We start from the raw sequence: 25,485 nt of genomic DNA, 5'->3' as shown, positions 1-25,485 counted from the left end.
AGTCAATAATTCATTAAGCAAAGAAACCGCTTCCGGAGCATGTTGAATGGTAGTTCCATTCTTCCAGAGGACGGTTTCTTTGTCGATTATTTAACGGATAGGGATATCCCTTGTACTTTGACGTTTATCATGCCAATGGATAGGCCCGTATATTTCTCAATGGCTTCCCGAACATTCTTCTGTAATTCTCTGCCTACATCGTACATTCTTGTCCCGTAATGAACGACAATGCTTAAATCGACATCCAGTCCTGATTCTGTCACATGAAGCTCAATGCCATTTTGCAGGCTTTTCCCACTTAACTTGTTAGTGATTCCTTCGACGACTCCTGTTGACATCGATGCAATTCCCATTGTTGCCGTTGCTGTCTTGCCAATGATTTTAGAAATAGCATCTTTGGAAATCGCAATACTCCCCAATACGTTTTGAATTAACATGTAGATTCCTCCTCGCGTGGTTCGCCTCTTCATAATCCAGTGTGATCAGTAATCAGTTGCTTTGAATCCATGGTAAAAAGTATTTACAACCAGTGCCGCCGCAGAATTTTTCGCAATATTGCCGTTCCTTACTTGCTGCCATGTTAGGAATAGCAGCGAGTAGAGGACATTCATGATCCAATCTTTATCGACATGCGGGTGAAAATAACCCTTTTGTTGCAATATTTCAATCACATGCAGGATGGGTTCCCTTAGCTTCTGATCCGCTCCTTCAATTTCCTTGTTGAAGTTGACGGATGCATCATGAGCAAGAAAATAAATTTTGTCTCCTAACGGAATAAGTGTCTCAATCAACTCTGGAATGTAATTTTCATAGTTTTCCTCGTCCAAGGAAATCCCTTTCATGGTTTCACTTACGACTTCGATGGCCCGAAATCCCAGATAAATCATCAGTTGCTCTCTGCTTTCAACATATCGATGCAATGTGGCAATACCAATTCCTGCATAATCAGCAATCTCATTCATGGAGGCGTTTGGCTTTTCAATAAGTAGCATGGTAGCTACATCCAAAAGGCTGTTAAGCCTCACTTGCTTGATCGTTGTCATGTCTTTCTTCATGGGAACTCCTTATTTATTTGATATCATATATTATTAATTGATAGTTTTTTGTATCATTTAATTGAATTTTAAATCAAATATTGAGAAGAGTCAAATAGGAGCATCCACTTTTCAAAAATCATCATAATAACTCAATTTCAATTTCAATTTCAGTTTCTTACCTTAATCCCTTGAATCCGAATAGGGAAATCCCTCAACATTTAAGGTTTTAATTATATTGTGATTGTAATCACACATAACGCAACTCCCGACATTAGAATAGAAGCATAAGCAATATTCATAAGAACGCAGGCAATGTCGTCGAATGAATGGAGGAACCGGCATATGGCAAACAGTAAACAGAAGCTTGTTGTTATAGGGAACGGGATGGCTGGTATCAATACGGTCGAACAAATTCTAAAATTAACGGATAAATATGAAATTACGGTCCTTGGAAATGAGCCCCATCCGAACTATAACAGGATCATGCTCTCTTATGTTTTGGAAGGGAGTAAAACCATTGAGGACATCATTCTGAACGATTTGCAATGGTACGAGGACCAAGGTATTACTTTATATACTGGGAAAACGGTGCGAAGCATCGACGGAGAAAGAAAGAGGATTCACACTGAGGACGGACTTGAAATTGATTACGATGTAGCTTTGGTGGCTACTGGCTCTCAATCGTTTATCTTGCCTATTCCGGGAAAAGAGTTACCAGGCGTCATCGGTTTTCGAGATATCGCCGATTGCTCGGCAATGCTTGAGGCGGCGAAAACTTATAAAAAGGCAGCAGTCATTGGTGGAGGGCTGTTGGGACTGGAAGCGGCTAAAGGCTTGGTCAATCTCGGCATGGACGTAACGGTCATTCATTTGATGGAGGATCTGATGGAGCGTCAGCTGGACCCGGAAGCTTCTACGATGCTGAGGGCAGAACTAGAACGTCAGGGGATCAAGTTTGCTATGCAAATGCAAACTGCAGAGGTGTACGGTCAAGATCGGGTACAGGGACTGCGGTTTTCGGACGGAAGCGAACTGGCAGCGGATTTGGTCGTTATGGCCGTTGGGATTAAGCCTAATATTCAGGTGGCTGTGCAAAGTGGTATGGAAACGAACCGTGGAATTGTGGTCGATGATTGGATGAGGACCTCCATGCCGGATGTATATGCTGTAGGGGAGTGTGTTGAACACCGCGGGATCTGTTACGGCCTGGTTGCTCCGCTGTTCGAACAGGGAAGTGTAATTGCCAAACATTTGGCAGGTGCGGATACCGAAGGCTATATGGGATCGGTGGTTTCCACCAAGCTCAAAATTTCAGGAGTGGATGTTTTCTCGGCTGGTGAATTCATAACTGCTTCTGAGCATACGGTGATTGTAGCCAAGGATGAGTGGAAGCGCACTTACAAAAAAATACTGCTTCATGAAAACAGGATTGTCGGAACTGTACTGTTCGGAGATGTGAGCGAATCCGCCAGCCTTCAAAAATATGTGCGGCAGCAAACGTTGATGACAGATGAGATATATGGACAACTCATGGGTACCGGATGCAGTAAAGACGGGGCTAAAACCTTATCCGCTGAAACGATGGCTGATGACGAAATTGTCTGCGGCTGCAACGGTGTGACTAAAAAGGCGATTGTTGATGCGATCCATGAAAATGGATTGACCACAGTCGACGAAATTAAGGCATGTACCGGGGCAACGCGGTCCTGCGGAGGGTGCAAGCCGGTCGTTGAACAAATTCTCCAGTATGTTCTTGGAGACAGCTTCAAGACGGCTGCCAAGCAAGGAATATGTGGCTGCACAACATGGAGCCGGGATGAAATTGTTGCTGCTATCAAAACCAAGGGGCTTACAACGACACGTGAAGTTATGAATGTACTAGGTTGGCAGAATGATGAAGGATGCTCCAAATGCCGCCCGGCGCTGAATTATTATTTGGGAATGATTAACCCGGATACCTATGAAAATGAGGAAGATTCCCGGTTTGTGAACGAGCGACTGCACGCGAATATTCAAAAGGATGGAACATTTACAGTTGTGCCAAGAATGTACGGTGGTGTAACAACTCCGGAGGATTTGAAGAAAATAGCTGATGTTTCTCTTAAATACAACGTTAAAGTAGTTAAAGTAACAGGAGGACAGCGGCTGGATTTGATTGGTGTCCGTAAAGAGGATTTGCCTAAAGTGTGGGAAGAACTCGATATGCCGTCGGGATATGCCTATGCCAAATCCCTTCGTACAGTTAAAACCTGTGTTGGATCACAATTTTGCCGTTTTGGTACACAGGATTCTATGGGAATGGGAGAATTGCTGGAACGGAAATTTGAAAGATTGGATTTTCCGGCAAAATTTAAATTAGCGGTCAACGGATGTCCGCGCAACTGTGCGGAATCATGTACAAAGGATATCGGGATTGTGGGCAATGATGGAGGCTGGGAGATTTTTATCGGTGGAAACGGTGGTATAAAAGCGCGGTTGGCTGATTCGCTCTGCAAAGTGAAAACGGACGATGAACTGATTGAGATTGTGGGAAGCGTGATGCAACTGTACCGGGAAACAGGCCAATATCTGGAGCGTACTTCGGAATGGGTGGAACGGACCGGCCTTGAAGAGATTCGGAAGGCTGTCGTTCACGATGTAGATCATCGCAAAGCTTTAATAGAACGGATCGAATTTGCACTGCAACAGGTTGAAGACCCATGGAGAAAGATCATCAACGATGCCGATTCGCGCAAAAATTTATTTGAAGTAGTTACACCGTCTGTTGTGTGAATGTATTTAAATCATGCCTGGAGAAGGGAGCAATCAAGCGAATGATCAAACATGCTGAGTGGCTTATCGTCGGTCACAGTAAGGATTTTCCAAATAGAATTGGGCGGACGATCCGGTTGGATGATAACGAAATCGCAGTTTTCCGCACTTCGGAGAACAAGCTTTACGCTGTTGAAAATTCCAGCCCGCATCCTAAAGGGGGGCCGCTTACCGAAGCGATGGTATCCGGTCATTACATTTATGACCCGCTATGTGATTGGAAGATTGATTTGGAGACGGGTATCGTTCAAGAGCCTGATCACGGACAAATTAAAACATTCACCATTCGGGAAGATGGAGAAGAAGTGAAAATATCACTTTAATGCAAATAAGAAAAGGGCTCGGCAGGAACAAGTCCTGCTGAGCCCTTTTCGTCTTGGATCAGGTGATGGTAATGCCTGCGCTCGCATAACCCACGACGGTGTTTACGAGGGAGAGTCCCGTAGCTGTTGCAGAGAAGACAAGGAGCAGACGAGTCTGCGCGGTTACTGGTATAGCCAATCCGGTAGTGATGCCATTGGAAATGGTACCCAAGGCAATGATGCCAGTCAGTGGTGGAGCTAATGTAACGGTAGCCCCAGGGACCGCTGTAAAGGTGTTATCAGGTGTAGTCGAACTAAACAACTGGGCAGTAATCGTCGCGGTTGATCCAACGAGAGTTAGCGCAGCTGTTGTACTGAAATATCCAGCGATGGATGTAATTACGCCATCCCGTGGTACAGAAAAAGCAAAGTTAATCAGTGGCCCTGCAAGTGTGCCTGTCAGGTCAATGGTTCCACCCACAAGGCTAATGCCTGTTGCCGAGCTTCCGAAGCCGATCAAACTTGTGGTTCCAACCAGCCCGCCGACAATGGTTGTCAAAATTGCTGGTCCACCCGAAGCAAATGGAATGATTGCCCCCGAACCGGTGGCTCCAGTAACCCCTGCTGTACCCGTGGCCCCGGTAGCTCCGACAGCGCCCGCCGTGCCTGTGGCCCCGGTAGCTCCGACGGCCCCCGCCGTGCCTGTGGCCCCGGTAGCTCCAATGGCCCCCGCCGTGCCCGTGGCCCCGGTAGCTCCGACAGCGCCCGCCGTGCCCGTAGTTCCTGTAGCCCCAGCGACCCCCGCTGCGCCCGTAGCGCCTGTGGCTCCAACGGCGCCCGTGGCCCCGGTAGCACCCCCGGCAGGTCCTGCCGCGCCTGTAGCCCCGGTGGCTCCAGCAGCCCCGGCGGCGCCTACTGGCCCAGCGGCGCCGATAGGTCCGGCGGCTCCAACAGGTCCGGCAGCCCCGACAGGTCCGACAGGACCAGCAGGTCCAACTGGACCTGCTGGTCCTGCCGCACCCACCGGCCCTGGTCCACCGACAGGTCCTGGAGCACCGCCCGGACCAGCAGGCCCAGCGGGCCCTTGTGGACCGGGGGTTCCTGCCGTGCCACCCAACGCAATACTGATAGCCGTTTCGGCATTTCTGATTGCACTGATCAAACTGTCTTTAAGAGCAGGATCAAGGGGTTCCTGCAAAATAATAGACAATAAGACTTCCAGCAGTTGTTGCAGTGTCGTTCCAACACCGATCGGGGAGAAAAGAGTGGCTTCCGACGCCACGATAGCCAGTTCCAACGCCGCTAATAAATCTGTCTTAGCCGAGCCTCTAAGTCTCAATTTATTTGCGAGAGCTAATAATCGCTGTAAAATCTGTTGCAATGAAGTTACATTAGCCACAGACGGGTTTGCGAAAACGAGCGGGATGATGGCGACTAATTCCTTAATCAGTTTGAGAAGTTCTTCCGTTTCTCTGCTAATTTTAGGTGGTTTGCAGTCCTCGTCTTTTTTTGAAGCACCACTGAACCTGAACGGTTTTCTGTGTTTCATGTTCAAATATCTCCTCCTTCACATTTCTCCCTACTGTAGAGGTGACAGGTGGATCATCGCCCCGTTTCGCAGATATTAACAATATATTTACTGAAGCGAAAAGGGTGAATCACCACACAAGAATTATTATTGGAGGCTTGTACATAAGCTTTAATATCGATTTTCTGTATTTCCAAACCGGGCTTCCAACTTGTAACGCTGTATAAAATATTCGTTAATTGCGGAACGCGAGCTGTTAGCCGATCTGATCCAACCAAAATGAACAGGCTGCTGCGCAAAGCGCTCAATTTCCAATAGATGGACGGATTGGCCCCGCTCCATGGTCGCCTTTTGAAAGGAATAATCGTGACCTATCGAAATAGCCAGTCCTTCTAATATAGCGCTCTGAATTGCACTATCCGAGTTCGTCTTGAACAAAATATTCACGTCACCAAACTGCTCGGTAAAGTCTCTGATAAACATATCGATATAGTCATCCTTATATAAAACAAAGGAATAGGCTCTCATTTCCTCAGGGGTAATAGATTTCTGTGAAGCCAGCGGAGAGTTCCGTCCGGCAACAACCATCATTTTGCCTTGGTAGAGAGTATCGAAGGGTAGAGCCTCCTGCTGTAGTAAATCCTCGGGTAGAGCAATCATGCCCAGATCAATTTTACCTTGCCGCACCAGTTGAAGGGTCTTTAGAGAGCCTTGCTCCGTGATCTCAATGTGAACTTCCGGATGCTCCTTCTTTAGTGAGACAATAACGTTGACCAGTGTCGCCATTTCCGCAGGCATAGTGCCCAAACGCAGTAAACCACTTAAGGCGTGCTTCCGATTTTCCGATTCCAGCAGCATTTCTTGAATGATTTTCGTTGCTTCAAAAGCTTTCTTAATAAATAGCTGGCCTTCTTCCGTGGAGGTTGTACCGGATCTTGAACGGATGAACAGCTTGAGTCCAAGTTCTTTTTCGAGAGCGGTTATGGCCTGACTGATGGCGGATTGAGACACATGCAGACGTAGAGCTGCCTCGGAGAGTGATTTTACTTTATCGACCTCTACAACATAAGTTAATTGTTCCAAGTTCAAAACAACATTCACCCCACATATAAGTGTTACTTAATTAAAAGTAATTATAATTAATTTTAATTAACTTCTCAAGAAGAGTAAAATAACAATGACATAAAATTTGAAAGCGCTTAAAGGAGTGACATCATGAAAGCAGCCGTAATTTATGGAACCAAGGATGTACGTGTTGAAGAGGTCCAAGAGCCTGGCATACAGCCTGGCAAGGTCAAGGTCAAAGTTGAATGGGCCGGAATTTGTGGAAGTGATCTCCATGCGTATCATCACGGGGTAGGTGTATCTGAAACACCACATCCTCTTACCAAGCGCGGACTTCCACTGGTGCTGGGGCACGAATTTGCTGGAGTGATTACTGAGGTGGGAGAAGGCGTAGCCCATCTTTTGCCCGGAGATCGGGTGGCGGTTGAGCCGATTGTGTACTCACAGGATGATTATTATGTACAGCAAGGGAAGTATAACCTGGCAAATAATTTCGGATTTATAGGTCTTCAAGGTGACGGAGGCTTTGCTGAGTTCGCTCTGGTTGAAGCGCATCAGGCGCATAAGCTTCCTGACTCCGTGTCTCTTGAGGAAGGAGCCCTTATTGAGCCAACTGCTGTAGCAGTTCATGCCGTTCGGGAAAGTCAGTTGAAGATCGGGAATAGCGTGGTTGTCTTTGGAGCCGGCCCCATCGGTATTCTAACGATTATTGCCGCCAAATCGGCGGGTGCTGCGGAAATTATAGCCGTGGATATTTCCTCGGAAAGACTGGAGAAGGCACTTGAGGTAGGGGCAACCGTTGTGATTAACAGTGCCAATGAAGATGTGACTGCCCAAATACTCTCCTTGCATGAATACGGGGTTGATATTGCTTATGAAGCGGCAGGCGTACAGGCTACGTTTACGAGCGGGTTGGAGGTGCTGAAAAAAGGAGGACAATTGGTCGTTGTCGCAGCATACGCGAAACCGGTGACTTTGGATGTGAACAGCATCCTGATCAAAGAAGTATCCATTCGAACCTCAATCGCCTATCGGCATATCTTCCCTGAAGTCATTGCTATGATTGCGGCAGGCAGACTGGATATTAAGAAGGTCATTACTCAAAAAATAACGCTGGATCGTATCGTAGAGGATGGTTTGGAGCTTTTAATTTCAGACAAGCGTCAATCTAAAATCTTAATTGATACGCAAGGTTAGTCCATATCATTCATAAACAAAGCGCGGTCTCCGAATAACTCGGAAACCGCGCTGTATTGGCTTATACTCCACTAATATATCTAAATTCATTAGGTACTTAATCAGTCTTATTTGAAAATACGTACCAGCAGTTCAGCCATTTCGCCTCGGCTGATAGCTGCCTTTGGTTTGAGCGTTCCATCAGGATATCCGCTGATCCAACCGGAGGAAACAGCCTTTTCGAAGGCGGAGGAAGCCCAGGAAGCGATCTGCTGCTCATCCTTATAGGATTGCAATTTGGCCGTGCCTGAAGCCGATGCCTTATCCGCTATCGCATGTGACAGGATCACCATCGCCTGTTCACGGGTAAGACGTTCATCGGGGCCGAATGTCTGAGCATTTAACCCTTCGATCCATCCCTGGCGATGAGCGGCATCCACGGCTGATGCAGCCCAGTGCCCATTCATATCTGTAAATGAGGTAGACACACTCTCATGTACAGTGGTTCCCAACGCTCGGGTCAGTATGGATACAAATTCTGCGCGGCTTACCGCACGCTCTGGACGCATGTTGCCATCTTTGTAGCCTTGTATCCAGCCTTTGGCTGCCAGCGATTGCAGGGACTTCGCCGCCCAATGGCCTTGGACATCCGGCCATACCGGAGCTGTGTCTTGCGAATCCGCTGAATTTGTTGTGCTGTCCTGAGCGTTTGTATTATCGGATGGAGACTTTGTATCAGTAGAGACAGCAATCGCAAAGGTACTAAACCGGGTCGTATCGAAACCCACAGCCGACAGATTTCCTTTGGAATCCCTCACTGCCGTACCTTTCAGAATCTCCTGCTCTCCATTGTCATGAATAACGAGAATAGAAAACTGGGGTTCTTTGCCCTGCAATTCACGGATGGATTCGGCATCCAGTGGCAGAACGATATGCGATGTGCCTGTAACGTTAGCCTTGATTTCCACAGACGCACCGATCAGCTTCAGATTGGATTGTTGTCCGGCCCAATCGCGGATCTGCTGTGTACGCTGTGCATCTGCCTGCTGGAATGACAATGCAACGTCCTGCTGACCCGAGAACATACGGGTTAAGGCATCACTGGATAGCATCAGTGTTCCATATTGGGATATGACCGCGGCCCCGACTTTATCCCATTTATTCAGCGAAGAATAGGGAAGAACAACACGGCTGGTATCCTTTTCCTGCTCTAGTTGTATATCTGCGTAAGCCTTGCCTTCCATGCGGGCCTGAGTGATTTGTCCATCCAGAAACGCCGCAGAAGGAGTATAGATGATGGCTTTTCCCTGTTCGGAAAATCCGGGTTGCAGTTGAATAAGAGAGTTGTTGTAGTCCTCGTCTCGGTCTTTTTTATTAGAATTGCCCGTGTCTACAATGACCTTAGCAGGAACGGTTACTTCGATTTGTTGTGTCAGGGCGTGAGAACCGTCGCTTACCTTGGTGACCTCCAGTATTACAGCAACCGTCGTTTGGGTTGCTGCCGGGAAGATAGCTCCATCTGTACGGATAATATCCGGCTGGCTACTACTGCTGATGGTCAGGCGGAAGCCCTCGGGCACAGCAGGCAGCTTGAGCAGGGTATTACTGGCGGCAGGTGCTGCCAGGCTTGTGATGGAATCGGCTACACGTTGGGCGGTTAATCCCTGTGCATACACTAATCTGGAGGGAGCACTTTCCATACTATTCACGATCTGTAGCACGTAGTAGCTGACTCCTTCAGGAACAGGTGTAAATACATATTTCCCTTCTCCAGAAGCGGTTCCTTGCGCAATCAGCTCCTGCTGGGCATTGTACAGTTCAAGCCGTGCGCCCGGCCAAGCGCCTGTAACGATCACCGAGGCGGTAGCGTCATTGCCTGCTGCGGCTTCAATAGCACGGGGGAGCACGTTTATGTGACGTTCGGCTGGCTCAGCCGACCAACCAGATTGATCGCTATAAGCATAGTTCAATACATATACACTAGGCGCATTCGTATCCACGTTGCCGATACCTGACAGATCCGATACCAGAATATTACCATATACGCTGTCCAGCACGCTGGCTCCCGGATCGGTGAAGGTGCTGCCAGCTTCCAGAATGATCGGGTTGTTGCCGTTCAAACGTACATAGGGTGTATTCGGTAACGCCTTCAATACTGTGATTATGAATGTTCTTTGTACAGAGGTTGGGCCTTTGGATATAGTTGCTATTAATTGTACATTTACATCACCGTCTATAAACTTCGGCCGATTCACCTGACCCGTGTTGCTGAGAACGTCCGGTTGATCCGAGGACCAATCAATACGTGTGTCAAATGCTCCTGCATTGGGCAGAGTGATGGAATCCTTAATCCCCTGCGGGTAATCCAGTTTCAGAGTATCTGCTGCCAAATTCACAGCTTCATCAGCGCTTACGGGCAGTGAAGGCACGAGCAGGCTAAATGTTTTGCGAAGCTCCGCTCCGCCTCTTGCCAGAACAGCTTCCAGCGTAATAGTCTGATCACCCTGTACATAGCTCGGGAACGTGACATGACCGGTGTGATCCAGGAACTCGGGGTGATTCGAAGTCCATGACACCTGAACGCCGTTCAAACCTTCTTTCGGCAAATATACGTCCCCGGTTACGGTGGTTACAGGTACATCAAGTGCCGTGTAAGCTGCGTTTACGGCTTCAATATCGTTCATCGGCAGACTGAGCACATGTGCAGTGAAATTCTTTGTTTTCGTTAAGCCTTCGAGATGCAGGACAGCCGTCAGGGTAACATCTGTATTTCCATTAATATAGGAGGGTCTGCTAAGTGTTCCATCTGGTGCGATAACAAGTGGATTGGCAGAGGACCATTCGATCTGGCCACCACCATAGCCGGACAGAGGAAGAGACAAATTTTCTTTCACCGCAGACAAATCGCCCAGTGACAGGCTATCTGCTGCCTGATCCAGTGTATCTTGTGCGGCTACCTTCAATACGGTAACCTCAAAAGTTTGGGTATCCGAAGCAGTTCCCTTTGTAATCGTCGCGGTCAGCTTTACTTTCCGATCACCCGAATCGTAGCGCGGGCGTGTGACAGCCCCCTCATTGGTGATGACATCAGGGGTATCTGAACTCCAGCCCACTGTCGTATCATTCAACCCAGCGAGTGGCAGCGTCAGCTTTTGGGATACCAAATCAGCTGTATCTCCAGGTGCGAAGCCTAAAGCAAGAGCGGCTTTTGCCTGTGCAACTCTCTCGGCATCGGTAAGTATGTTCACTTTAACCTCTGAGGGAGTGCTCTCCCCCTTAGCATTTACAGCCTGAACAGTGTAAAGGGCTTCACCTGGCGGCAATGCTGAAGTGTCTATGAATTGGGTTAAGTTACCTGTATAGAGCGTCACACTATCTCGTATGACTTTGTATGAAGTTGCATAAGGAACGGCATCCCAGCTTAACTCCACTGTATTTCCATTTTTGGTTCCTGTAAAATGACCCGGAGCCTGTGGAACGGGGAATCGCTCCCCATAAGCTGCGAATTCCATGATGGAAGCCCATTGATTGTTTCTCGCATTTCCTTGATCAATATATAATCGCAAGTACCGTGTAGTTACAGGAGCAATGCTCTTTTCAAAATTAGAGCTCCCATTATTCTGAACGGCATCAACAGTCACCCAATTACTTCCGTCACTGCTCGTTTGCAATCGGAAACTATATGGATCACGTTGATCTTGCCACCCATAAAGGATTCCCATACCTGCTACACCATATCGATCTACGATATACCAGTCTCTCAGATCTACCTGAATCCATTTTTCACCGTTGCTTGCTTGATACCAGCGACTTGTCGGTTCATAGGAACCGTCGACTGCTTTGCCGGGTTCATATGGCTGACTATAGCCGCTTGATGTGGCTGGTTTGTTAAGTACTACATTTTCCCAACCAGCAGCATTGGCTTCATTCGTCCCAATGAGCAAAGCTGCTCCGCCGAGGAAAGGCAGCAATGGAACCAGCAAGCGATAGGGTTTCAATTTGTTGCGTGTGAAGTTATTGCCTTCGAGCACGCCATCACCTCTTCTTCATTAATTAGCCCATCGATGAACACATTCATTAAGGGCGGGATGGGTACACCCCTTCGGTTGCGATATAGTAGTCTACATTCGGCATTGGGGAAGCCCCGCGCAAGTCGGGTAATGCAAATGTGTTCATTCCATCGCCGCCAAAATTAGTGCCCAGCAGACTGAATAATGCAGTATTCTGACTAATGCTCAAGAGCTGACCCTCGCATTTTAACCATCCCCTAGGAGCGAACATGTAAGGATACATCGTAACTTCCCCAATATAAGGCTCATACCCTGCGTGTGCCTGTTTGGGACTGATGGCCGTTCCCCCTAACAAAATGACCGCTAACAAACTCAATACAGCTGCTTTTTTCCAAAAATGTTTCTTCATACCTACAACCCCTTTTCAGATTCAAATAATGGACAACAAATCCAACGAATTTGTGAGATTAGTCACGGACTGAAATGATACTATCATGAATTTTGGCTTTTGACATCGCTAGATAACCATCAAATTAACCGTTTTATTCCTTTTATTAGACAATAATTTTATCCCACCAAGTAAGTATTCCTTAAAGGGAATATCCCTTGTTATGTCTCGAATGTGCATCTGATGGTGAGGTGCGGATCAATGCTCATGCATTTTTTTTCTAATCCCGGTAAATATATATACAAATCGGATGAAGGCGAAGGGGGAAGGGACATGTGGCAGGCAATTGTAACTCATATGCCCAAATGGACAGTGTTAGTACAGGCTATCTTTTTGTCCATTGTACCTTTACTCATCTTGTTGGCGGTTCGACAAATTAAAACGGTCGACGGCAGAGAAAGCAGACGCAAGGAACGAATAGAGCTGCTTGAAGAACGCGACCCTGCAGAGCAAGATGCTCGCGATCCTTCTGAAAGCAAGGATCCGAATGTTAGTAAGAATGAGGACGAAAGCTATTCTGAGGATTATGAGGCGAATGTAACGAAGATGAGACAAGCCATAATGGATATGGCGGATGTTAATCAAAAGTCTATTTTTCTGGATCATTTACAGGTCAGGGTAAGTCTGTTTTGTGTAGATGGCTTAACGGACAAGACCAGCATGGACCAAAATATAATCAAGCCACTGCTGGATTGGGGAAGCTCAGACCAAGAGGAAGAAATACCGCAAGGCGATGCACTCCGGGATATGGTTATCCGTCAAGTTATGCTTGTAGTGGAGACAGAGCATACGCAGGATGTGAAATATTCTTTGCAGAAGGTTTTGTTCGGCTCTATCGTACTCTTGATCGAGGGTACTTCAGGTGTACTTATTCTGGGTTCATCCAAGGGTAAAACTCGCGGAGTGGAGGAACCATTATCAGAATCGGTATTGCGAGGTCCACGGATTGGCTTCACAGAGGTGCTCAGCGATAATACGGCGTTATTGCGCAGACACGGAGAAAGTACCGAACTGGCCATGCACTCCTTCAAGGTCGGTAAAAGGGTGCAAAAGCAACTGATGGTTGCCTATTTCAGGGACATTGCTAATTTTGAGCTGGTAGAGGAGGTTAAACGGCGGATCAAAACCATTGATGTAGATGAAGTCATGGAGTCAGGCTATGTGGAGCAGCTCATTGAGGACAATTTTCTTAGTCCTTTTATGCAAATTCAAAATACGGAGAGACCTGACAGGGTGATGGCAGCTCTGTTGGAGGGACGTGTAGCTGTGATGTTGGATGGTACTCCGTTCGCCCTCCTTATGCCTGTAACCTACGATATGATGCTCCAGTCGCCTGAGGATTACTATGAGCGATGGCTATCGGGTTCCCTGATTCGGTTGCTGCGTTTTATGGCAACTGCTATCTCCCTGTTCGCGCCTGCTCTCTATATTTCCTTTATCTCGTTTCATCCCGGGCTTATTCCCACCATGCTGGTCATTTCTATCGTCAGCGCAAGACAAGGTGTACCCTTCTCTACATTGATCGAGGCGCTGATTATGGAAACCTCCATTGAAATTCTGCGTGAAGCAGGATTGCGTCTGCCCAAACCTATTGGGCCTGCTATGGGTATTGTCGGCGGTCTGATTATTGGACAGGCTGCGGTTAATGCCGGAATTGTAAGTCCCATTTTAGTCATTGTTGTGGCAGTTACGGCGATTTCTTCGTTTGCCACACCTGTGTACAGTTCCGGGATTTCGATGCGTATGCTTCGCTTTGCGGGGATGTTTGTTGCATCCATATTCGGTTTGTATGGTGTAATTCTGTTTTTCCTGCTGTTGGTTATCCATATGGCTAAGTTAAAAAGCTTTGGATTGTCTTATCTTAGTTTGACATCTCCGCGTTCGTTGAGGGACTGGAAGGATTACATGATTCGGGCGCCGTTACATTTTATGAAACGCAGACCCCGTCTGCTAAATCCCAAACAACCCAAGCGGAAAGGCTAGTTATTTAGGAAAGGAGGGAGCCACAACGATATGAAAAAACTGGGGGAGGATAAACTTACAACGTTGCAGACGACAGGGATTCTTGTCGGCTTTACCATGGCAGCAGGTCTGCTTACGCTTCCTCGGGTGGCAGTTAAGGCTTCCAAGACTCCTGATGTATGGATCTCCGTGATCCTGGGAGGATGCGTAGCTTTTCTGGCTGGCTGGATTATCGTGAAATTGAGTCAGACCTTTCCCCAAAAAACCTTCTACCAGTATGTACAGCAGATTACGGGGAAAGCGATCGGCAAAATCATTGGTATGCTAGTCGTGATTTATTTTGTAGCTTTGTGTGCATTTGAAATTCGCTCTGTGGAAGAAGTAACATCGTTTTTTCTGCTTGAGGGAACGCCCGCATGGGCTATTTCAGCACCGTTTATGTGGGTGTCGCTATATCTGTGCATGGGCCGCATAGGAGCGATAGGTAAGGTGTGCCAAATTATTTTACCCATTACAGCGTTTATCTTTTTGATCATCTGTCTGCTGAGCTTTAATATTTTTGAACTAAACAATTTGCGCCCTGTATTGTCGGAAGGGCTAAAACCAGTCATCAAAGCCATAAAGTCTACAAGTCTGACGTTTACAGGTAGTGAGTGCCTGCTCATCATTATTTGTTGTATGGAAAAGCCCGAGAAAGCAATGAGGGTGATTGGTTGGGGCTTCGGGATCACGGTGCTGTTTTATACGACTGCTGTGATCATGTGTATCGGTGCTTTTTCGGTGGAAGGTGTGGTGACTCGGACGTGGCCATTTCTGGACCTGGCCCGCAGCTTTGAAGTGGATTTTCTTGTATTTGAACGTTTTGAGTCCCTGTTACTGTCCATCTGGATCATGCAGATTTTTGCTACGTTCAGTATCGCCTTCTACTGTGGTACGCTTGGCCTCTCCCAAATTTTTAATACATCGTATACCAAAATGCTACTCATTGTTCTCGCAATTGTATACGTTCTGTCCCGAATTCCCAAAAATATTAATGAGTTGTTTTCGCTAGGCACGATGATCGGTGACGCGGCTATCCTTTTATACGGTTTGTTACCCTTGCTGCTACTGCTTATTTCACGCTGGAGGAGACTCTGATGATGAAGAATTTGCGCATCGTTTTTTTCGGAATAGCATTTCTTCTGATATGTTGTTTGCTAACTGGCTGTTGGAGCAGTAGACCGGTGGAGGATTTGAATCTGGAGACGGGCATCGCGCTGGATGTAGGACAAGTATCTCCGCAGGAAGCGTATATTGAACGGGAAGGAGGATACTATCCGAAGAAAATTCTAATTAAAGGAACTTTTCAATTTCTGCTCCCTGAAAGAGGTAAAGGCTCTGGAGGTGCCCCTGCACAAAATAAAACCTTTTACAACATGACTGAAACGGGGGATTCTCTTCTTGAAATGCTGCGTGAAGTTTCATTACGTTCCAATCGTCCTGCCATCGGGTTTCACTTGAAGACGATCATTATCAGTTCCAGTCTGCTACAAAAGCTTCCTATGTACGAGCTGCTGGACTTTTTTGCAGGGGATAATGATATCAGGCCGAGCGTTCAACTGCTGATCAGTACAGAGAAAGCGGGTGATGCGCTTGAGGAAAAAATCCCCGGAGAGACACCAGCCTTTATATTGAAGGATGTTTTTATCAACCGTAAACGGAATGCGCGAATGATCAAGCCCATGTCTCTGGTTAAAGTCATTGGGCCGATGAAGTCCCACAGCAGCTTTTTATTACCCAATGTGATTACCACAGAGAAAGAAGTAAAGCTTGCGGGTGCGGGAGTCATTCAGGGAAAGACGCAAAAATACATCGGTCTTCTAAACGAGTCTGAGGTTGAAGGTCTGATGTGGATGAAAGGTGAAGTGGATGGAGGTACCCTGAAATACATAAACCCTAAAACAGGGAGAAGTATCGTGTATGAGATCAATTCTGTCAAAAGCCGGATCAAGGCTACCGTTCATGGCAACGACATCTCTTTTCATGTTCACATGACATCGACAGGTCGTATTTCGGAAAACCTCAATCCGGGTCAGGATTTTTCAAAAAACCGTCTATTTTCACGAGTAGAGAATATCTTGCAGGAAGAAGCCAATACCACAGCCGAAAAAACATTGACGAAAATGCATAGGCTACAGGCAGATGTCGGAGGTTTCGGAGAAGCACTGCGGATTCAGAATCCTCAGGTATGGCGTAAGGTCAAAGGAGATTGGGACAAGACCTTTAGTACCATTCCGGTAACCTTCAGCACGGATATTCAAATTGAGGATTATGGAGCCTCCAATACCACGGCAGACTAAAAATATCATTTTGATGTGTTACCAAAAAGCCTTTAACACCATCCATTTTCGTGGTGTTAAAGGCTTTTATATTTCATGTCACTTTTTCATATTGAAGCCTAATCAAACAACGGGAGCGTATCTTCCAGCCACGAAACATAGCTTTCTTCCCGATTAATGGCACGGCTCAGCACCAGATAATGTCCGAATTGTTCAGAGCCGGGAGATTGAAGGTTTTCGTCCAGCAGTCGGAGTGCGGTCTTACTTTGGTATAAATACTCCAGCTTCTCTTTACGTTTGGTAATCTGGTCCTCGAACAATCGTTTGTTTTCTTCCTTCGAGATCGCTGATGAAAAATACAGCATAAGCATGAATTCATCCTTTTCCGTTTCCGGTAAATCTTTGGGACTCAGCAGCCATTCGGTCAGCTCCCGGGTTCCCTTGGGCGTGATGCAGTACAGCTTCTTTTCCAGCTTGGCTCCTGTAATCGAGGTGCGATATTCGATTAACTCCTCTTCGGTCAGCCTTTTGAGCTCAGGATAAATCTGACTGTGCTTGGCGCTCCAAAATTGCCCGATTTCCTTCTTGAATTGGCTCGTAATATCGTAGCCGCTCATTTCCTCTTTGTGAATTAGGCCCAGAATGGCATATTTTAATGTACGTTTCAACGTAGCTCTCCTCGCAATGCGGTATTTGACATTAGTATACCACAGTGCTACAATTTATATGTAATCAAAAACATGTTTAAGTTTACATGTTTAAAATTCAATACTTATTATTTTCAGCATGATGTTCAATTCATGAAAACTCATAATACAGAAAGAAGGATGCAAGATGGACAAGTTTATCGGCAGTCACATGATTTACACCTACGAGAATGGTTGGGAATACGAAATATATATTAAAAATGAAGATACCATCGACTATCGCATTCATAGCGGCATGGTAGGCGGACGTTGGGTTCGTGACCAGAAGGTCAACTTGGTGAAGCTGGTGGAGAATGTGTACAAAGTATCTTGGACTGAACCGACAGGTACAGACGTATCCCTGAACTTTATGCCAGAGGAAAAACGGATGCACGGCATTATTTTCTTCCCTAAATGGGTTCATGAGCATCCGGAAATCACTGTACGCTATCAGAACGATTTTATTCCGCTGATGGAAGAATCGCGTGAAAAATACGAAACCTATCCTAAATATGTTGTCCCTGAATTTGCAGATATTACATTCATTGAAAATGCGGGTGTAAACAACGAAAAATTGATTTCTCAAGCGCCATACGCAGGTATGACAGACGATATTCGTGCAGGTAAGCTGCAAGCATAATCAAACATTTGCTGATGGGTGTAAAGCCTGGGTCTGTGATAAGCAGTCTCAGGCTTTTTTGTGCTAATTGGAGAAGGGTAGGGATTAATCTGTGAGCGGGATTTAGAATGAATAGTAGACCAGACCATGCTCGATCAGATAAGAACGGCTAATCCGTGGTTTTACGATGGGCGTTGCAGGAGAGAGACTTTGCAGGTTCACGTGGGTGGTCAGGTCGGATAAGGCGGACAGAGCCAGCACTGCTTTGACATGTCCCCAGTTGTCAGCGTGGTACTGAATATATTGGTGAGCCTCGGTAAAGGATAGACCCTTGAGCAAGGTGAACACGGAAGCCCATCGGACGAGGTCGAAGCTTCCTTGATTTCAGGCAGCTCATAATCACAAACAAGGGCTTAAAATGAGGATGAGTAACGAAAACCGACTTTTAATACTCATGAAAGCGGATACTTGCCTCCGTTTCTTTTATTATCTTGCCGATAGTCCTTTAAATTGACAAAAAGACAACCCCGGATATCCCCGGGATTGTCTTTATGCTCTCTTAGGTCCAAAAATCATAAAACTGATCGCGGCTAGAACCCAGACACCAATACCGCCGTAGAGCATTATCAAGCCAAAGCCGTGCACAAGCGCTGCATGGACGACGGCTCCAGACGCATCCAGAGAGGAGAGTTCTGGCAAACTCTGCTTGAGAGATACAGTATTTCCGGCGGCTATTTTTTCGGCTACAGACCGCAATTGCACTGCATTGAGAGTCCCGGAAAGGGCACCCTTCAAATAAGACAGAATACCTTCCTGCAAGATGAATCCCATCACAGCGATGTTGATGGCTAGACTGATCAATCTGGCACTCATATCTATACCGGAAGCCATGCCTGCACGGGCACTCGGAACAGAGCCGGTGGTCGTGTTGGTCACAGGCGTGTTGGTTAAGCCAAGCCCAATACCAGCCAACAAGGAGCCAGGGAGCATGGTCAACCAACTGGCGTGATCGCTGCTGCTGCCATATTTCATCAAAATGAAGCCCATGCCGAGGATGAACAGACCTGATGGAATGACTATGCGCGGCTGATAGCGGAGCGAAAAACGCTCTGCCAGAGGCGGAATTACCAAGGTGGGCAGCGCATAAGCCAAGAGAGACAGCCCGGCGGCTACGATGCCGTAACCCAGGCCACTCTGGAAATAGATCGGCAGATAGATCATGAACGGCCAGAAACTGAAGTTCATGCCGATGGAGCCAAGGAGAGCGCCAGAGAAATTACGTATCTTGAATACGGAAAAGTCAAACATCGGATGGGCGCTGAGCTTTTCCGCAAATAGAAAAATAATGAAACTTATTGCTACTGCAATAAGGATGCTGATGGATGCTCTGCTGGTAAAGCCGAGTTCCGGCCCTTGCGTGATAAAGTATGCAAGGCCAAAAACTGTCAACGAAAGCGTGATGATGCCGATAATGTCCAGCTTTTTCACCTGCGGATCTCTGGACTCCTCTATGCCACGGAAAACAAGAATCAAAGTGAGGATGGTCAACGGAACGTGGACCAGGAAAACCCAATGCCAGTTCAACACGGCCACGATCATGCCGCCGATGATAGGTCCAAAACCGAGGCCGATACCGAACACAATCCCCCATATGCCAAAGGCCTTGCTGCGTTCTTGTCCTTCCTGAAACCGATGTGAAAGAATTGCTATCTGGCAAATCTGCATCGCACCAGCCCCCACCCCTTGAAGAAACCGACTGATGATCAGAACCGATGTGCTTTGCGCCAAGCCACAAATCAAGGATGTAATACCGAACAAGACGAGGCTGATAATGAAAATACGCCTCCTTCCATACCGGTCAGCCAGCGTTCCAACAGCCATCAGAACTGTGGCACATGCAATGGTGTAAGCGTTCATAATCCATTGCATATCCTTAAGATCGCCATGCAATACTTTTTCCAGAGTTGGCAGTATCACTGGCACACTGGAAATTTCGAGGCCGAACATCAATGCGGACAAACATATAGCAGCCAATGCAATTATATTTTTGCAGGAGAAGGATAGGCTCACTGAGAGGTCCCCCCAGACTTTTGTTCACGGTCTGGACATCCGGCAGCGCAACTATAATATTGCGCCTCATTAAGCGCAACTTGTACACCAGCACCAACCAGCCTTTTTTCGTCAATTGTACGATCAATAGCCTCTTCAATATGTACTTCTAAATCTGCTACTGTTCCTGCCTTATTTAAAACATATTTACTCAAGGGCAGCCATCCTTTCTATCTTTTCATGTTTCACCTTATCGATGTGAGTTTTATTATATAATCTAAATCATTCATTTTACATAGCACAATCAATACATTATGATGATGAAACAAAGTAATTAAATGAATTTCTCATAAAAACATTAAATTTAAAGGAGGGCATTTAAAGTGGATCATGTAGACAAACAAATCCTCTTTTATCTTCAAAGTCAGGCAAGAATTTCAATGACGGAACTAGGAAAATGCGTGGGTTTGTCCCAACCTGCTGTAACAGAACGAGTTAAACGAATGGAAGAAAAGGGGATTATCAAGGAGTATCGCACTATCATCTCTCCTGAAAAAATAGGAAAGGATACGGCAGCCTATATATTGTTTCGGACTAGAGATTGCCATGCATTTCTTGATTTTGTCCATACATCTCCACATGTTGCCGAGTGCCACCGTATAAGCGGAGATCACAGTTATTTATTAAAAGTAGTGACCAACTCGACGCGCACCCTAGAAGAGTTTAGTAACCAGTGCGATAAGTATGGAACCTACACGAGCCTGATTGTCATGTCGTCACCGATCGATCATAGACTTCTCATTCATTCTCTGGAAGAAGCAAGTGGAGCTGCTCATTCAGAAAAAGATTAAGAATGAAAAAAGACAACCCCGGATATCCCATCCCAGGATTGTCTTCATCACGAAAATGTATAGTTAAGCTGATTAAACGGGCGTTACGTCCTGAATCGCTTCTTCTTCTTTCCAAATCACGTTCTCGCGATAGTTTGATCCCCAATCGTACATCGCTCTCAGTACCGGAATCAGGCTTTCGCCATGCTCGGTCAGTGAGTATTCCACATGCGGAGGGACGACAGGATAGACCTTACGAAGAATGAGTTTATCCTCCTCCAGCTCGCGCAGCTGGTTGGTCAGCATTTTTTGCGTAATGTGGGGGATCAGCTTTTTCAGTTCACCGAACCGCTTGGTGCCTTCCAAGCCGAGATGCCACAAAATAATCAGCTTCCATTTCCCGCCGATGACGGCGAGGGTCAATTCCTTATCACAATTAATCAGCTTCAAATCAATCCGGTCTTTTACAGTAGTGATGTTCATCGACCTCCTGTCCGTAGTTACTCCAAGTATACTATTTATGGCTACTATACGCAAAAGTGGATACATCCATTTTGGAAACTAACCATACTTTTGGATACGGACGGACCGGACAGTGACACGTGATGCTGCACGAACAGCTGAGAAGCCTGCGACGGTTAAGAAGGAATGACGATGGTGTTAAATGATTCCGGCTCCAGCTCGAAATGATGTGTAGCCTCTCCAGCGGACAGATTCAGCACACGCGATTCGTGGAACGGATTGGCAATGACCACTACCGTTTGTCCGTCAGCATTGCGGAAAGCAACGGCATTTCCCGTCCATGATCCATGGAGTCCAATGCGTCTCGCACCCGGCAATACAAAATGAGAAAAGTGCTTCATCACGTAATATTCCGGGTTCAGGGTACGCTTACGATCCGCCGGATCAACGGTGATCATCGAATTTTGCTCCCATCCCCATGTGCTCTTGCCTTTCGGCTCCAAAACCATGTTCCAGTAAATATAAGCATTCACGCCATTGGTAAAGTAGTGCTGGTACAGGTTATATACATATTTGGCGTAGTCCCACGAATTTTCTCCGTTCCCGCACTCATTTTCTGTCTGCATGTAACGAAGCTCGGGATAGCTGGCTACGGTGCGCTGGATGGCGTTTTTGCCTGCCCACTGATAGCCCACGCCCTTAATATATTTGTAGGCCTCCGGGTCACTCAGCACGGTATGGGCATATTCATCGAATCCGGTCGAAGTCTTCTTCATTAATTCTTCCCACGGATCGGGGGCGTTAATGGTACCTAGCCAAATTTCCGTATCTAGTCCGTGTTTCTCGAAGGCGGGGCCCAAGTAATCGCGAATAAATTCACGCAGCTGTTCTCCGGTCCATACACAGGAAGGGAATTTTTGATCGGCAATGACTTCATTTTGAACATGGATCTGATGAATCGTAATGCCTGCCTCACGGTAAGCCTGCACAAATTTGACGAAGTATAATGCATACGCTTTCAAAATATCCTTTTCCCAGCGCAGTGTGCCATAATTGTAAGCCTTGGGCGATTTCATCCATGTCGGCGGGCTCCAGGGTGAAGCGAACAGCTTCAAGTCCGGGTTAAGTTGCAATGCTTCCCGAATGAAAGGAATGAGATACTGCTGATCACGCTCGATGGAAAAGTGCTTCATTTCCACGTCGCCATCCGTTTCATTGTGGCTGTACCATTCCAGCGCGTAGTCACTGGCTCCAATAGGGAGTCGGCAAATCGTGAATTTATGCTCACCCTCCGGGTGGAAGAGAGAATGAAGTACCTGCTCCCGTTCGTTGCTCTCCAAATGGTCCAAGGCCACATAGCCCAGTTCATTAAAACAGCCGCCAAAGCCTTCGACGAGCTGATGCGTTTCCCCCGTAATGGTCAGGTTGGCATGCTCTTGGGTTTCGCTAAGATGATGAGATTGGGATTGCCAGGCTTTTGCTTTGGAAGTGGAAAACCACTGAATGGTCTGATTGGTCATGTATTACCCTCCTGTTAACGCTTTTTGTATCTCTTCTTATTATAGGGTAGGATCATAGGAGATGAGATGGTCTGAGCCAAGACAAATTTGCCCTAATCCAAGCTAGATTCTGCTGATCGGAAGTGCCAAGAACACATAAAGAACACATCTCTTTGGTATGCTGATGTCCTAGAATGACCGAAAGAGGGAAGTCGATTGAATAAAAGGGTTCTTCTTGTGGAGGATGAAATTCGTATCCGTGAAGTCATTGCGGATTATTTTAAACAGAATAATTGGGAAGTCTATGAAGCAGGCAATGGAAAAGATGCGCTAATCTGGTTTGATTCGGTGCAGCCCGACCTGATCATACTCGATATTATGATGCCGGAGCTGGATGGTTGGGAGGTATGCCGTCAGGTTCGCAGCCGTTCCGGGGTGCCGATCATTTTGCTGACCGCCAAATCCGGTGATGATGATAAAATATTGGGCTTTGAGCTGGGAGCAGATGACTACGTTACCAAGCCTTTTAGCCCTAAGGTGCTAATCGCCCGCGCGAACGCGCTGATGAAACGGGTGGAGGGCCATGTGCTGCCTGAGTCGCATGTCCTGCGGTTCGGCACGGCCATTCTCAATACGATGGCTCATCGGCTTGAGGTAGATCAGGCGGCAGTCGAGCTGACGCCCAAGGAGTATGAGCTGCTGCGGCTGCTTATACATAACAAAGGTATGGTCATTTCACGGGATGCGATACTTAGCCGGGTGTGGGGGATCGACTTTGAAGGAGACACGCGGGTCGTGGATACGCATATCAAAAAGCTGAGAAGCAAGCTGGGCCGTGAATCTCGCCATATCCGGACCGTTTTTGGTACAGGCTACAGGTTTGAGGAGGAAGAATGAACAAACGGGGAGTTACCTTTAAGTTGTTCATTATGACCGTTGCATTTTTTCTTTGTTTTTACGGCATGGTGATTTTGTGCCAATTGCTTTTTTTTGAAAAATTTTATCAGCAACAGAAGATCGGGCGTGTGGAAAGCCGTTTGCAAAGCTTCGGTCAAAGCTATGTCAAGGAAGCCTGGGGCTCCGATAGGGTTTCACGAGAAGCAGCCCGTTTTATGTTTCAGAATAAGAACCAGTTGGCGATTGTCACGCTGGACGGCAAAGTAAAGCTGGATGACCCGTTCCACATCAATCTCCGAAAAGCAGACGGGCAGATCGTTAAAATATCGTTGTCTCTGTTTATGAGCCAGTTCGGAGATGAGCTGAGGGCGGCCCGGATTCAGCCGGGTGACACGTTAACCGTTGAAGGTGAAGTGTTGGAAACCGACGGCATCTCTTCTGCCAATTTCATTTATCCGTCGGGCATTCAAAAGCCTGGCTCCAAACATATAGGAACGACCTCGGAAGAGTCGAGCACAGAGGGTAGTGTAAGGTTGTCCGGTACAGTGACAGAAATTGTGCTGCCGGATCTGAAAACCTGGAGCCAGCGGCAAGGATTGCTGTTTAGTGCGCTGGAGGAATGGTTTCCTTTATCGCAGACCCATTTGGAGAAGCTCAAGAATTTTGAAGTGCTGGAGGAAGAGTGGACGGAGCCTTGGACGGGTGTGCGTAATGCGGTCATTGTCCATCCTGTACGACAAAGCACCGGAGAGATCGACCTGCTGTTCACAGTGACATCGTTGCAGGAAATCAGCGAGACGAATGAAGCTTTGCGCTGGTTCTATCTGTACCTGGGCATCGGGGGCTTTGCGCTGATTTTGATTTTGTCCTTGTTCTATTCCCGAATGGTGACCCGTCCGCTCATTGCCTTGAACAATACTGCCAAACGGATGGCTAAGCTCGATTTTACAGCCCATACACCGATTCGGCAAAATGATGAGCTGGGCAGCCTGTCCTACAGCATGTATACCCTGTCCCAGAACCTGGACACCGCTTTGCGCGAGCTTCAGGAGGCTAACCAGCAACTGGTTGAGGATATGGAGCAGAAACAGAGGATGGAGGCTGTGCAGCAGGACTTTTTTGCCAACGCCTCTCATGAGCTGAAGACCCCGCTTAGTATTGTTAAAGGCTTCGCCGAAGGGCTACAGGATGGCGTTAGTGCCGGGAAGCAGGACCACTATATCAAGGTGATTGTGGAGGAAGCGGACAAAATGGAGCGACTGGTCAAGGATATGCTGGACCTCGCCAAGCTGGAATCCGGTACCCTCAAGCTTCGCAAAACGACCTTTATACTGAGCGAGCTGGTGGAGGAAGTCGTGGACAAGCTGTTCCATCTGCTAAAGGAAAAGCATCTGGAAGCGGTCATTATCCCTGCTAATGAGCTGCCGATTCATGCCGATGCCGGATGGCTGGAGCAGGTGATTTTCAACTTCGTCATCAATGCCATAAGGCATGCTGAGGAAGGAAGCTCGATTACGATCCGTATCGAAGGCTCCGGGGAAATCAATACCTTTTCCATTCAAAATAAAGGAGAAACGATTCCCGACGATCAGCTGGAGCAAATTTGGGAGCGGTTTTACCGGGCCGAGCTTTCACGCAGCCGTCAGACAGGGGGAACCGGACTGGGACTGTCGATCGTCAAACGGATTTTGGATTTGCACGATTTTCGCTATATGGCGGAGAATACCAGGAATGGCGTTCGTTTTGTCGTCATATTCGGAGGTTAAGCTATGGCAAAGGAGTCAAG

22 protein-coding genes are annotated in these 25,485 nt (G+C 47.1%); 10 read left to right on the top strand and 12 right to left on the bottom strand.

Annotated features, from left to right (window positions below):
- Window positions 1-86: 86 nt before the first annotated feature.
- Together ABH897_RS16045 and ABH897_RS16040 are read right to left on the bottom strand one after the other, a co-directional pair.
- On the bottom strand, window positions 87-437 hold the full coding sequence (locus ABH897_RS16045; protein WP_404581173.1) for an Asp23/Gls24 family envelope stress response protein: 351 nt from the start codon (window positions 435-437) through the stop codon (window positions 87-89).
- A 45-nt stretch (window positions 438-482) separates the two neighbouring features.
- Window positions 483-1,055: a TetR/AcrR family transcriptional regulator gene (locus tag ABH897_RS16040; RefSeq protein ID WP_283654548.1), complete on the bottom strand. Its 573-nt coding sequence runs from the start codon at window positions 1,053-1,055 to the stop codon at window positions 483-485.
- 324 nt (window positions 1,056-1,379) lie between these two features.
- Between ABH897_RS16040 and nirB the strand changes: the two genes are divergently transcribed.
- Together nirB and nirD are read left to right on the top strand one after the other, a co-directional pair.
- The gene (nirB, locus tag ABH897_RS16035; protein ID WP_404592382.1) at window positions 1,380-3,809 is read left to right on the top strand and encodes a nitrite reductase large subunit NirB; all 2,430 of its coding nucleotides are present in this window, start codon (window positions 1,380-1,382) and stop codon (window positions 3,807-3,809) included.
- Window positions 3,810-3,850: 41 nt separating this feature from the next.
- Complete coding sequence (gene nirD, locus ABH897_RS16030) at window positions 3,851-4,171, top strand: nitrite reductase small subunit NirD (protein ID WP_404581175.1); 321 nt, start codon at window positions 3,851-3,853, stop codon at window positions 4,169-4,171.
- Window positions 4,172-4,229: 58 nt separating this feature from the next.
- Here the strand turns inward: nirD and ABH897_RS16025 are convergent, their stop codons facing one another.
- Entirely contained in the window at window positions 4,230-5,699 is a 1,470-nt protein-coding gene (locus ABH897_RS16025) for an exosporium glycoprotein BclB-related protein (RefSeq protein WP_404592381.1), read from the bottom strand.
- Window positions 5,700-5,849: 150 nt separating this feature from the next.
- Window positions 5,850-6,767 carry a LysR family transcriptional regulator gene (locus ABH897_RS16020; protein WP_283654552.1) on the bottom strand — a complete coding sequence of 306 codons (918 nt, stop codon included), beginning with the start codon at window positions 6,765-6,767 and terminating at the stop codon, window positions 5,850-5,852.
- 126 nt (window positions 6,768-6,893) lie between these two features.
- Here ABH897_RS16020 and ABH897_RS16015 point away from each other — a divergent pair, with 126 nt between their 5' ends.
- Window positions 6,894-7,940: a 2,3-butanediol dehydrogenase gene (locus ABH897_RS16015; RefSeq protein WP_283654553.1), complete on the top strand. Its 1,047-nt coding sequence runs from the start codon at window positions 6,894-6,896 to the stop codon at window positions 7,938-7,940.
- Window positions 7,941-8,047: 107 nt separating this feature from the next.
- Here ABH897_RS16015 and ABH897_RS16010 read toward each other — a convergent pair whose 3' ends face one another.
- Together ABH897_RS16010 and ABH897_RS16005 are read right to left on the bottom strand one after the other, a co-directional pair.
- Window positions 8,048-11,950 carry an immunoglobulin-like domain-containing protein gene (locus tag ABH897_RS16010; RefSeq protein ID WP_404592380.1) on the bottom strand — a complete coding sequence of 1,301 codons (3,903 nt, stop codon included), beginning with the start codon at window positions 11,948-11,950 and terminating at the stop codon, window positions 8,048-8,050.
- A gap of 46 nt (window positions 11,951-11,996) precedes the next feature.
- Complete coding sequence (locus tag ABH897_RS16005; protein ID WP_283654555.1) at window positions 11,997-12,338, bottom strand: tail fiber protein; 342 nt, start codon at window positions 12,336-12,338, stop codon at window positions 11,997-11,999.
- Window positions 12,339-12,650: 312 nt separating this feature from the next.
- Here ABH897_RS16005 and ABH897_RS16000 point away from each other — a divergent pair, with 312 nt between their 5' ends.
- Genes ABH897_RS16000 through ABH897_RS15990 form a run of 3 tightly spaced genes read left to right on the top strand, consistent with a single transcriptional unit; the run spans window position 12,651 to window position 16,678 of the window.
- Window positions 12,651-14,360, top strand: coding sequence for a spore germination protein (locus ABH897_RS16000; protein ID WP_283654556.1), 1,710 nt, complete (start codon window positions 12,651-12,653; stop codon window positions 14,358-14,360).
- Window positions 14,361-14,390: 30 nt separating this feature from the next.
- A complete protein-coding gene (locus ABH897_RS15995; protein ID WP_283654557.1) occupies window positions 14,391-15,476 on the top strand; it encodes a GerAB/ArcD/ProY family transporter in 1,086 nt (361 codons plus the stop codon).
- A gap of 2 nt (window positions 15,477-15,478) precedes the next feature.
- A complete protein-coding gene (locus tag ABH897_RS15990; RefSeq protein ID WP_283656185.1) occupies window positions 15,479-16,678 on the top strand; it encodes a Ger(x)C family spore germination protein in 1,200 nt (399 codons plus the stop codon).
- Between the two features lie 98 nt (window positions 16,679-16,776).
- Here the strand turns inward: ABH897_RS15990 and ABH897_RS15985 are convergent, their stop codons facing one another.
- Complete coding sequence (locus tag ABH897_RS15985) at window positions 16,777-17,325, bottom strand: PadR family transcriptional regulator (protein ID WP_283654558.1); 549 nt, start codon at window positions 17,323-17,325, stop codon at window positions 16,777-16,779.
- Window positions 17,326-17,491: 166 nt separating this feature from the next.
- Between ABH897_RS15985 and ABH897_RS15980 the strand changes: the two genes are divergently transcribed.
- The gene (locus tag ABH897_RS15980; RefSeq protein ID WP_014279672.1) at window positions 17,492-17,983 is read left to right on the top strand and encodes a phenolic acid decarboxylase; all 492 of its coding nucleotides are present in this window, start codon (window positions 17,492-17,494) and stop codon (window positions 17,981-17,983) included.
- Between the two features lie 102 nt (window positions 17,984-18,085).
- On the opposite strand, the gene ABH897_RS15975 is transcribed toward ABH897_RS15980, so the two are convergent.
- The 3 genes from ABH897_RS15975 to ABH897_RS15965 form a co-directional block, all read right to left on the bottom strand.
- Window positions 18,086-18,301, bottom strand: a complete 216-nt coding sequence (locus tag ABH897_RS15975) for a hypothetical protein (protein WP_404529640.1) — start codon at window positions 18,299-18,301, stop codon at window positions 18,086-18,088.
- A 210-nt stretch (window positions 18,302-18,511) separates the two neighbouring features.
- On the bottom strand, window positions 18,512-20,032 hold the full coding sequence (locus ABH897_RS15970; RefSeq protein WP_283657590.1) for an MFS transporter: 1,521 nt from the start codon (window positions 20,030-20,032) through the stop codon (window positions 18,512-18,514).
- On the bottom strand, window positions 20,029-20,226 hold the full coding sequence (locus tag ABH897_RS15965) for a hypothetical protein (protein ID WP_283657591.1): 198 nt from the start codon (window positions 20,224-20,226) through the stop codon (window positions 20,029-20,031). The genes ABH897_RS15970 and ABH897_RS15965 overlap by 4 nt, the downstream gene beginning before the upstream one ends.
- A 168-nt stretch (window positions 20,227-20,394) precedes the next feature.
- Here ABH897_RS15965 and ABH897_RS15960 point away from each other — a divergent pair, with 168 nt between their 5' ends.
- Window positions 20,395-20,862: an Lrp/AsnC family transcriptional regulator gene (locus ABH897_RS15960; RefSeq protein ID WP_283654561.1), complete on the top strand. Its 468-nt coding sequence runs from the start codon at window positions 20,395-20,397 to the stop codon at window positions 20,860-20,862.
- Between the two features lie 72 nt (window positions 20,863-20,934).
- Here the strand turns inward: ABH897_RS15960 and ABH897_RS15955 are convergent, their stop codons facing one another.
- Window positions 20,935-21,324: a winged helix-turn-helix transcriptional regulator gene (locus ABH897_RS15955; protein ID WP_014279676.1), complete on the bottom strand. Its 390-nt coding sequence runs from the start codon at window positions 21,322-21,324 to the stop codon at window positions 20,935-20,937.
- A 155-nt stretch (window positions 21,325-21,479) separates the two neighbouring features.
- Window positions 21,480-22,823: a glycoside hydrolase family 30 protein gene (locus ABH897_RS15950; RefSeq protein WP_283654562.1), complete on the bottom strand. Its 1,344-nt coding sequence runs from the start codon at window positions 22,821-22,823 to the stop codon at window positions 21,480-21,482.
- 195 nt (window positions 22,824-23,018) lie between these two features.
- Between ABH897_RS15950 and ABH897_RS15945 the strand changes: the two genes are divergently transcribed.
- Window positions 23,019-23,699 (top strand): response regulator transcription factor, encoded by a 681-nt coding sequence (locus tag ABH897_RS15945; RefSeq protein ID WP_283654563.1) that lies wholly within the window; start codon window positions 23,019-23,021, stop codon window positions 23,697-23,699.
- Entirely contained in the window at window positions 23,696-25,465 is a 1,770-nt protein-coding gene (locus tag ABH897_RS15940) for a sensor histidine kinase (protein ID WP_404592379.1), read from the top strand. Before ABH897_RS15945 ends, ABH897_RS15940 begins: the two co-directional genes overlap by 4 nt.
- The last annotated feature ends 20 nt before the right edge of the window (window positions 25,466-25,485 follow it).

Origin of the sequence: Paenibacillus sp. RC73 (genome assembly GCF_044908085.1) — a bacterium.
Classification (GTDB): domain Bacteria; phylum Bacillota; class Bacilli; order Paenibacillales; family Paenibacillaceae; genus Paenibacillus; species Paenibacillus terrae_A.
The sequence above is the reverse complement of the archived record's forward strand: the minus strand, read 5'-3'. Positions and strand labels throughout refer to the sequence as shown.